This is a genomic window from Thioalkalivibrio sp. (assembly GCF_041690275.1).
Classification (GTDB): Bacteria; Pseudomonadota; Gammaproteobacteria; order Ectothiorhodospirales; family Ectothiorhodospiraceae; genus Thioalkalivibrio.
Genome location: NZ_JAWLHP010000031.1, coordinates 26,851 through 36,042, shown reverse-complemented (window position 1 = coordinate 36,042; position 9,192 = coordinate 26,851). Strand labels below are relative to the sequence as shown.

7 protein-coding genes, 2 tRNA genes and 1 riboswitch are annotated in these 9,192 nt (G+C 67.4%); of the genes, 6 read left to right on the top strand and 3 right to left on the bottom strand.

The window, feature by feature from the left end:
• Window positions 1–263: 263 nt before the first annotated feature.
• From ACESMN_RS07765 to gltX, 3 genes are all read right to left on the bottom strand, one after another.
• Window positions 264–339: transfer RNA gene (locus ACESMN_RS07765), tRNA-Glu, on the bottom strand.
• 267 nt (window positions 340–606) lie between these two features.
• A tRNA-Ala gene (locus ACESMN_RS07760) sits at window positions 607–682 on the bottom strand.
• Window positions 683–722: 40 nt separating this feature from the next.
• On the bottom strand, window positions 723–2,129 hold the full coding sequence (gltX, locus tag ACESMN_RS07755) for a glutamate--tRNA ligase (RefSeq protein WP_373053025.1): 1,407 nt from the start codon (window positions 2,127–2,129) through the stop codon (window positions 723–725).
• Between the two features lie 437 nt (window positions 2,130–2,566).
• Window positions 2,567–2,804, top strand: a riboswitch (cobalamin riboswitch).
• Between the two features lie 99 nt (window positions 2,805–2,903).
• Here gltX and ACESMN_RS07750 point away from each other — a divergent pair.
• From ACESMN_RS07750 to ACESMN_RS07725, 6 genes are all read left to right on the top strand, one after another.
• Entirely contained in the window at window positions 2,904–4,808 is a 1,905-nt protein-coding gene (locus tag ACESMN_RS07750) for a TonB-dependent receptor domain-containing protein (RefSeq protein WP_373053024.1), read from the top strand.
• A gap of 214 nt (window positions 4,809–5,022) precedes the next feature.
• Entirely contained in the window at window positions 5,023–5,601 is a 579-nt protein-coding gene (locus ACESMN_RS07745; RefSeq protein ID WP_373053023.1) for a cob(I)yrinic acid a,c-diamide adenosyltransferase, read from the top strand.
• Window positions 5,601–6,539 carry a cobalamin-binding protein gene (locus tag ACESMN_RS07740; RefSeq protein WP_373053022.1) on the top strand — a complete coding sequence of 313 codons (939 nt, stop codon included), beginning with the start codon at window positions 5,601–5,603 and terminating at the stop codon, window positions 6,537–6,539. The genes ACESMN_RS07745 and ACESMN_RS07740 overlap by 1 nt, the downstream gene beginning before the upstream one ends.
• A gap of 77 nt (window positions 6,540–6,616) precedes the next feature.
• Complete coding sequence (locus ACESMN_RS07735; protein WP_373053027.1) at window positions 6,617–7,534, top strand: FecCD family ABC transporter permease; 918 nt, start codon at window positions 6,617–6,619, stop codon at window positions 7,532–7,534.
• Window positions 7,531–8,361 carry an ABC transporter ATP-binding protein gene (locus ACESMN_RS07730; protein ID WP_373053021.1) on the top strand — a complete coding sequence of 277 codons (831 nt, stop codon included), beginning with the start codon at window positions 7,531–7,533 and terminating at the stop codon, window positions 8,359–8,361. Before ACESMN_RS07735 ends, ACESMN_RS07730 begins: the two co-directional genes overlap by 4 nt.
• A 215-nt stretch (window positions 8,362–8,576) precedes the next feature.
• Window positions 8,577–8,783, top strand: a complete 207-nt coding sequence (locus ACESMN_RS07725) for a hypothetical protein (RefSeq protein ID WP_373053020.1) — start codon at window positions 8,577–8,579, stop codon at window positions 8,781–8,783.
• Window positions 8,784–9,192 lie beyond the last annotated feature (409 nt).

Here is a 9,192-nt window from a genome sequence, read left to right as displayed (position 1 = left end):
GCTCCCGGCGACTGTGCGGCTTCTGGTACCGGCGCCCCGGAGCGGAAGCAAATGGCGTGCGAGACCGGTTACGCGATTAGCCGCAGCAGGTTGCGTCGCAGGCACGACCCCGCCGGTGCTGCCGATGAGCCGGAATCCGGCTTTTTGGTGCGCGAACCAGCGGCTACCGTTCGGGGCATGCCGTTTTCGTGTGCGCACGCGCGCGGGGACTTACGCAAATTCCTCACAGATTCTGCGCCGGTCTTTCCAAGTGTTTGATTAAATGGCGTCCCCACGGGGATTCGAACCCCGGTCGCCGCCGTGAAAGGGCGGTGTCCTAGGCCTCTAGACGATGGGGACGCAGAGGCAGCGTCGATACTGCAGTGCTACTCCGGGGGACCTTTCGGCTCGGCCCCGTCACCGGGACTGTGCAGAAGGGTCGTCACTACTCCGTTAAAGACGAGCAGGAATCCGATGGGCACCATCGCGATCATGGGCTTGGCCCAGTTATCGCTGCCGGCGAACATCATACCGAAACCACCGAGGAGGCCGATGATCCCGAGCACGAGTCCCACATACAGGGAAAGCATCCCGAACCTGTGCATAGCCGTCTCGCACGTCACCTTTTGGTGGAGCCAGGCGGGATCGAACCGCCGACCTCCTGCATGCCATGCAGGCGCTCTCCCAGCTGAGCTATGGCCCCGAAAGGCGAGCGCGCAATTTACCCATGGGCCCCAGACCTGTCAAGCCGCCTCTGCAGAAATTCTGGCCTGTGCGCGTTCGATCCGGGCGATGGTGCGCTCCCGGCCCACCAGCTCCAGGGTTTCGTCGATCGCGGGCGAAGCGGTGCCGCCGGTCAAGGCCACGCGCAAGGGCAGGGCCACTTTGCCCAGCTTCAGGTCAAGGACCTCGGCCGTGCGCATCACAACCTGATGCAGGGCCTCCTTCTCCCACCGGCCGAGCGCCCGGAAGCCGTCGTGGAGTGCCTGCAGCACCGGCAGGGCGTCCTGGTTCAGGTTCTTCCGGAAGGCCTTTTCGTCGTATTCCGAGAACTCGCGGTAGAAGAAGGCGCTGGATTCCGCCATTTCGCGCAGGGTCCTGCAACGATCGCGCTGCGCCAGCACCACTGACCGGGGTTCGGGGCCATCCGCGGGGTCGATGCCGATCCGGCCGAGGTGCCAGCGCAGTTCACGGGCCACGTGATCCGGCTCCTGCACCTTGATGTAGTGCTGGTTCAGCCAGAGGAGCTTCTCGGGATTCACCGCGGACGCCGACTGGTTGACCTCGGCGATGTCGAACATGCGGACCAGCTCGTCCAGGGTGAAGATTTCCTGATCGCCATGCGACCAGCCCAGGCGCACCAGGTAGTTCAGCAGCGCCTCCGGCAGATACCCCTCCTCCCGGTAGACCATCACCGACACGGCGCCGTGGCGTTTCGACAGCTTGGTCCCGTCGGGACCAAGGATCATCGGAAGATGGCCGTAGCGCGGCGGCTCGACACCGAGTGCCTTGAGGATGTTGATCTGCCTTGGCGTGTTGTTCAGGTGATCGTCGCCGCGGATGACGTGGCTTATCCCCATATCCATGTCGTCGACCACCACCGTGAGGTTGTACGTGGGCGTGCCGTCGGAACGCGCGATGATCAGGTCGTCGAGCTCGCTGTTCTGAAACGCGACCTTGCCACGGACCATGTCATCGACCACGGTCACGCCCTCCTCCGGGGTCCGGAAGCGGACCACCGGCCGCACACCCTCGCGGGGTTCGGTGCGGTGGCGGCAGCGGCCGTCGTAGCGTGGCTTCTCCTTGCGCTCCATCTGCTCCGTGCGCATCGCCTCCAGCTCCTCGCGGGTGCAGTAGCAATGGTAGGCGTGACCCGACGCCAGCAGCTGCTGGATCACCTGGCGGTAACGGTTGAGGTGCTCGGTCTGATAGAAAGGGCCCCGGTCGTAGCTCAGCCCCAGCCACGCCATTCCCTCCAGGATGGCGTTGACGGCCTCGGTGGTGCTCCGCTCGCGATCGGTATCCTCGATGCGCAGGATGAATTCCCCGCCGTGGTGCCGCGCGTAGAGCCAGGAAAAGAGGGCGGTGCGCGCGCCGCCGATGTGCAGGTAGCCGGTGGGGCTCGGGGCGAATCGGGTGCAAATGCTCATGGCGCAGCTCGCGTTAACCGGAGGGGTGTGAACGGGATAGCGTAGCAAAGTCCACCTGCGGCAACAGCCACACCCGAAGCCGATACGAGCGGCGCAATGTGGGCCACGCGAAGCGGCCCCAACCTTACATGGCCGAAGCAGCCACCCCGAGCCATGAAGATGCCCCTCCCCCGCTTGCGGGGCAAATCCGTCGGGAGCGGATTTCGAACCGTCGCAGGCAGGCCCGAAGGGTGGAGGGCGGGATGCGCGGAGTCACGGCTGAGGTGGGGATGTGGCGCCGACCCCGGCCCTTAACCCCGGCCCCTCTCTCGCAAGCGGGAGAGGGGGAGTTCAGTCTTCCGCCCGGGGATTCCGGGTTGCGAACGGGACGCTGGTAGCGTAATGTCCCTGCTGCGTTCATGGGAATGAACGCGATCGAATCGGCCGGCCATGTGCCGGCAGACCATGACCCTCCAGGTGTCCCGCCCCAATGCTGATGGGCGCGGGATGAAACGGGAAGCAGGTGAGAGGCCTGCGCTGCCCCCGCAACGGTAAGAGGAGGTCCCGGGCCATCAGGCCCGTGGCTGAACGGGATGAAAGCCACTGCGCCCCTGGCGCGGGAAGGCATCCCGGCACATCGAGGCCCGGCCCGATGTTCCCCGAGCCCGGAGACCGGCCTGAAGGGTTGCAACCGGACCGCGGTGGGCCGTCTGGCGGAACCGGGCACGCGCATTGCGCCGTGTCCCCGGGCCGTGATGCCCGCCCCGCCGCGACTATGGCTTGCGGAGGGCAACCATGAAGCATTCCAGTTCCGTTCGGGTCCTTCTGACCCGGAGCATCTTCCTGTCATCGTGCCTTGCGGCGACGGCGATCCAGGCCGCAGAGCGCCTCGATCCCATCGTGGTCACGGCCACGCGGGCGCCACAGACCATCGATCAGACCCTTTCGTCGGTCACGATCATCGAACGTGAGGAAATCGAGGGCCTGCAACCGCAGCAATTCACGGATCTGCTGCGCGGCCGCGCCGGGGTCGGGGTGGCCGACACCGGGCCCTTTGGCAAGCCCTCCAGCGTGTTCACGCGCGGCACGAACTCCAACCACACGCTGCTGCTCGTCGATGGCGTGCGGATGGGCTCCGCCACCACGGGCTCGCCCGCCTGGCAATACCTGCCGCCGTCCGAGATCGAGCGGATCGAGATCGTGCGCGGACCACGCACAAGCATCTACGGCTCGGATGCGATCGGCGGCGTGATCCAGATCTTCACCCGCGAGGGGCGCGAGGGACCGCCGCGCGTGAACGCCTTTGTCGGCGGCGGCAGCTTCAATACCCGCGAGCTCGGAGCGGGTGTCGCCGGCGGCACAGCGAAAACCCGCTACAGCCTGTCGGCAAGCCATTTCGACACCGACGGCATCGACGTGCTGACCGGGGTCGGAGACGACGACCCCGATGGCTACGACAATGCCTCTGTCTCGGGCAAGGTTCGGCACGGGTTCGACAACGGGATGGAGGTGTTTGGCAGCCTCCTGTACTCCGAGGGCAGAACGGAGTTCGATGCCGACGAGTTCATCTTCGACCCCGAGACCTTTGAACTCGTCGACGTGAGGCCCTTCGCGCCCGCCTACAGCGACTACCGGCAATCAGCCGTCCGCGTCGGTGTGCGCAGAGCGCTCACTGACACCTGGGATACCCAGCTGGCACTGTCCCAGTCGCGAGACGAACTGTTCACCCTGGAGGGAGGAAGCGTCGCCGACCGGGAATCGAGGTTCGACACGCGCCGGGACATGGCAGACTGGCAGAACACGGTCAGTCTGCCCGGAGGCTGGTTGCTCCTCGGCGGCATCGACGCCTACGAAGACCGGGTGAGCAGCACCGAGGCCTTTGCCGAGGATTCCCGCTACAACGTCGGAATCTACTCGGTCGTCGACGGTCAGCTCGGCCGCCACGACCTGACGGCGAGCCTGCGCCGCGACGACAACGAACAGTTCGGCGGGAAGACCACCGGGCAGCTGGGCTGGGGCCTCCCCGTTTCCGGCACGACGCGCGTTCGGGCCTCCGTGGGGACCGCCTTCAATGCACCCACCTTCAACGAACTCTACTTTCCCGGCTCCGCGTTCTTCGAGGGCAACCCCGAACTCGACCCGGAGGAATCCCGCACGCTGGAACTGGGTGCACGATACGCCTCCGGCCCCGTCTTCATCGATGCCGCCGTGTTTCATACCCGGATCGATGACCTGATCACCAATGTCACCGACGACCAGGGAAGATTTTCGCCCCGGAATGTCGACGAGGCGCGCATCCAGGGGCTGGAACTCGAGGGTGGCTATCAAGCCGGCGACTGGATCGCACGCGCCGCCGTCACGCTTCTGGATGCGGAGGACCGCGAGACAGGAAACGAACTGCGCCGGCGTCCACCCGCCAGCGCGCGTCTTGACATCGACCGCCGGATCGGCAATCTCTCCGTGGGCGGGAGCCTGTTGGCCCAGGCGCGCAGCTTCGAGGATTCCGACAACACAGAACGCCTCTCCGGATTCGCCACCTTCGATCTTCGGGCATCCTACGCGATCGACCGGGAATGGACGGTGAGCGCATCGGCGCAGAATCTGTTCGATCGCGACTATGTCGTGGCGCGCCAGTTCGGCACCGACTACAACCAGCCTGGCAGGGGTCTGTTCGTCACCCTGGATTATCAGCAGCGTTAGCGTGAAAGTCACGCCTTTCCCCCTCTCCCGCTTGCGGGACAGGGCCGCCAAAGGCCGGGGACAGATTTGCCAATCTGTCCCCGGGGGCGCTCCCCCGCAAGCGGGGGAGGGAGATTGTTGTTGTGAAGGATGGCGCAAGGGCCAAGCAGTTAGCGCTGCAGGAGGCCAACTCGCCTGGCCGATGCTTTTTTTCAAGAACGTCTGGAGATTCACGATGGGCAAGCGCCTTACCCGCATCACCACGCGCACCGGTGACGACGGTACGACCGGGCTCGCCACGGGCCCGCGCGTGCCGAAGGATTCCGTGCGGATCGAGGTCATGGGCGATGTCGATGAACTGAACAGCGTACTGGGCATGGTGCTCTCGAGCGCAATCCCGCGGGCGCAGGCTGGCTGGCTGCTGGAGATCCAGCACGACCTGTTCGACCTCGGCGGCGAACTGGCCATGCCCGGCGAGTCGCTGCTTCCCGACGATCGGGTGGCCTGGCTGGAGGACCGGCTGGAGGAGGTGAACGCGAATCTGCCCCCGCTGCGCGAGTTCATCCTGCCGGGCGGGGGTCCCGCGGCCACCAGCTGCCACCTCGCACGCGCCGTCAGCCGTCGTGCGGAGCGTCACCTCGTGCGCCTTGCCCGCGACGAGACCGTGACCACTGCTGCCCGCCAGTATCTGAACCGGCTCTCGGACCTGCTGTTCGTGCTGGCCCGGTTCCTCGCGCGCGAGGCCGGCGATGGCGAGGTCTTCTGGCGGAGCCGCCGCGTGCGCGGGACCGACGCGGCGAAGGAAGACGATTGATGCCGAAACCGACGGCGGGACCCCGGCCCCCTCGCCTGTCGTGGCTTGCGGTGCTGGTCCTTTGGCTCGTCCTGCCGGCCACGGGGCTGACGGCGGCCGCAGGCGCTGTCAGCGTCTCCGACGACCGGAACCGGACTGTTACGCTCTCCGAACCGGCCCAGCGCATCGTCAGCCTGGCTCCGCATCTGACCGAACTGCTCTTCGCGATCGGCGCCGGCGACCGCATCGTGGCCACCGTCGCGCATGCGGACCACCCCGAGGCCGCGCGTTCGATTCCCCGCCTGGGCACCGCGGCCCAGCTCGATCTCGAGCGGCTGCTGGCGGCATCGCCGGACCTGGTGATCGCCTGGGGGAGCGGCAGCCCCGGAGCGGCGCTGGAGCGCGTGGAGACGCTGGGGATCCCGGTCTATTACAGCGAGCCCGGTGACTTCGAGGGGATCGCCGCAAATCTGCGGCGGCTGGGCCGGCTCGCCGGGCAGCCGGAGCGCGGCGCCCGCGAGGCCAGTGCCTTCCTCGATGCCATCGCGACGCTGCGCGACCGATTCGCCGATCGTCCCGAGGTCCGCGTCTTCTATCAGGTCTGGGATCAGCCCCTGATGACGGTGAACGACCGGCATCTGATCGGTCAGGCGATCCGACTCTGCGGCGGGCGGAACATCTTCGGGCACCTGGACAATCGGGTACCGCGTCCGGGGCTCGAGGCGGTGATTGCGGCCGATCCCGAGGCGATCGTCAGCGGCGGTCCTGGCGAAGAACGGGCGGACTGGCTGGACGGCTGGCGGGACTGGACCCAGCTCACCGCGGTGCGCCGGGGCAACCTCTTCTTCATTCCGCCGTCGCTGCTCCAGCGACACACCCCGCGCCTCGCGGAGGGTACCCGCATGCTGTGCGAGGCACTCGAACTCGCAAGGAAGAGGCGTCCGGAGCCGTCCCGGTGAGCGTGGCTGGACGGGCCGCCGTGTCCGGCCGCGGAGGCTGGGCCCTTGGGTTACTGGCCATCGCAGCCGGTGCCTCGATGCTGGGCTCGGTGATGCTCGGCAGTGTCACCCTCCCCCCGCGCGACGTTGCCGTCGCGATCTTCGGCGAAGGCAGCGAGCTTGCACGTCTGCTGGTGCTGGAACTGCGCCTGCCGCGCACCCTCGCGGCCTTCGCCACGGGGGGCCTGCTGGCGGTTGCGGGAGCTCTGATGCAGGTGCTGCTGCGCAATCCGCTGGCCGACCCCTATGTGCTGGGCATCTCGGGCGGAGCCGCCGTGGGCGCATTGCTGGCGATGATCTCGGGGCTCGGACTGGCCTGGGTATCGGGCTCGGCCTTTGCGGGTGCCCTGCTGTCCACGCTGATCGTGTTCGGGCTGGCCCATGGCACCGGGAGCTGGACGCCGACACGCCTGCTGCTGACCGGCGTGGTGGTGGCCGCCGGCTGGGGCGCGGTGATCACCTTCCTGCTCGCCGTGCGTCCGAGCCCGGAACTGCCCGGCATGCTGTACTGGCTGATGGGCGATCTGGCCCACGCCCGCGGCTACGCGCTGCCCTGGCTGGCACTGGCCGCGATCGTCGGGCTCGCACTGCCGCTGGGGCGCGGCCTTAACGTGCTGGCACGAGGACCGCTGCAGGCGGCGGTGCTGGGCGTGTCGGTCCGGCGCCTGGAGTGGACGGTCTACCTGCTCGCGGCGGTGGTCACCGCGGTGGCCGTGACCACCGCCGGCACCATCGGCTTCGTGGGGCTGATCATCCCGCACATGCTGCGTCTGGTCATCGGCAACGACCAGCGCCTGCTGCTCCCCGCCTCGGCCCTCGCCGGAGGCATCCTGCTCACGTTGGCCGACACCCTGGCCCGCACGGTCATTGCCCCCGAGCAGTTGCCGGTCGGCGTGATCACTGCAATGCTCGGCGTACCGGTGTTTCTCTACCTGCTGTACCGGAGCCGGACATGAGCACCGGACTGCTGAACCTCGATGGCCTGGTCATCGACATTCCCGGCCGCCCGGCGGGCATGGCGCTGGACTTCCCGCTGCTCCCCGGCGAGTGCTGGGGCCTGCTGGGTCCGAACGGCGCAGGCAAGACCACCCTGTTGCACACCCTGGCGGGTCTCAGGCGTCCGCGGGCGGGACAGGTACAGCTGGACGGAGACGCGCTGCAGCGGATTCCCCGGCGACGCATCGCGCAACGACTCGGACTGGTCTTTCAGGACCACCGCGACGGCTTCCCCTCCACGGTACTGGAGACCGCGCTGATTGGCCGGCACCCGTTCCTGCGCGCCTGGAACGTGGAGACGGCGCGGGACCACGCGCTTGCGCGGCAGGCGCTCACCCGGCTGGATCTCGCGGACCTCGCCGAGCGTCAGGTGCAGACACTGTCCGGCGGCGAACGCCAGCGCCTGGCACTGGCTACACTGCTGACCCAGGACCCGCCGCTTTGGCTGCTGGATGAACCCACCAACCACCTCGACCTGCACCACCAGGTGGCGGTGCTGGACCTGGTGCGCAGGGAGGTCGCCTCCGGACGCCGCGGCGCGGTGCTCGCGCTGCACGACCTCAACCTTGCGGCGACCTATTGCACGCATCTGGTCCTGATGTACCCGGATGGCGGGACGTGCTGGGGCCGCACCGGCGAGATCTTCAACGTGCAGGCACTCGAGGGGCTGTTCCGGCAGAAGCTGGCAGTGATCGACAGCCCGGAGGGACCGTGGGTGCGCCCGGTCCCGGGTGCCCGGAACCCGACCGATGCAACGCTCACCGTCACGGGACGTCGCCACCGCTGACGGTGATCCCCTTCTTCCACCTGCGAGGCAGGCTTCGCCCCCGGGGACAGATTTGCGAATCTGTCCCCGCCTTTGGCGGCCCTGTCCCGCAAGCGGGAGACGAGGAGGATGAGTTGTCCGGACTCCCGGGCGCGGCCCAGGTGAGGCTGGGGCCTGATTGCCCCGTCCCCTGCTGCTACAATCGGCGGGAAGATCAGACGAATACCGGCCAGCCCATGCATCCTCAGGACGACGGTCCTCGGACCTCCTTCATCCTCGGCAACGTGATTCTCGGGGCGGCGGCCGTGATGCTCCTGTTCTTCGGCCCCCTCTGGGAGCGGTTCGGCATCTGGGCCCTGCTGTTCTGGATGGTGATGGCTGCACTGGGTGTCTATTTCATCTCCAGGAGCAGCGACCCCTCTCAGTCGGGCCCGCCGAACTGAATGCGCTCTCCAGCCCGGCTCAGCTCGATGGTCCCCGGCGATGCCTGGGGGCTGGCCTCCTTGGCCCTGGCGCCATGGCGCGGACCGTCGAATCCCGGAAGGCGGGCCGGCCCCGGCGCCCCGCGCCTCCCGACCCCTCTCGTCACCAGGCCAGGCATCCGTACGTGACCGGGCCCCGCGAGCAGGGATCCCGGAGGAGGCAGCCAAGAAAGCTGCTGCGTCCACGGCACCGGCATGCGCGCCTGCCCATCGGGCTGTATCCGCACCACCTACGTATTTCCACGTACAACCCGCAAACAGGTCTTGACATGCATCCATCTGATACCCTAGTTTATTAAATATAAAAAATAAGCTTCATAAGGTAGCATCACAGCCTGACCCCCAAAAAAGCCTGCCGGGCTGCTCGCTG